The sequence below is a fragment of the Enterococcus sp. C76 genome, from assembly GCF_040886985.1.
In the GTDB taxonomy this organism is placed as follows: Bacteria; Bacillota; Bacilli; order Lactobacillales; family Enterococcaceae; genus Enterococcus_B; species Enterococcus_B lactis.
The window spans coordinates 1-232 of record NZ_JBFOEY010000086.1 but is presented as its reverse complement, the minus strand read 5'-3'; the positions used below and the strand labels follow the sequence as shown (position 1 = coordinate 232).

Here is a 232-nt window from a genome sequence, read left to right as displayed (position 1 = left end):
GTTGGAGACCAATTTATTACAGGAACCTACACAGGCGACGTAGAAACTGCTACTGTTTTCATTAATGATACACCTATAAAATCAGGTGGAGAATTTAAAAATGGAAACTTTAAATATTATGTTGGAAAACAAATCAAAAAAAATGATCGGGTGACTATCAGTGCTTATACTAGTGATAAAAAAGGTCACCATGAGTTGGCAACAAAAGTTAAAGTAAAGGTTAACGTTCCTC

Annotated in this window: 1 protein-coding gene; it reads left to right on the top strand. The window is 33.6% G+C overall.

The window, feature by feature from the left end:
* The coding region (locus AB3I00_RS14860; RefSeq protein WP_368025651.1) for an immunoglobulin-like domain-containing protein at nt 1-232 on the top strand (232 nt) is incomplete at both ends.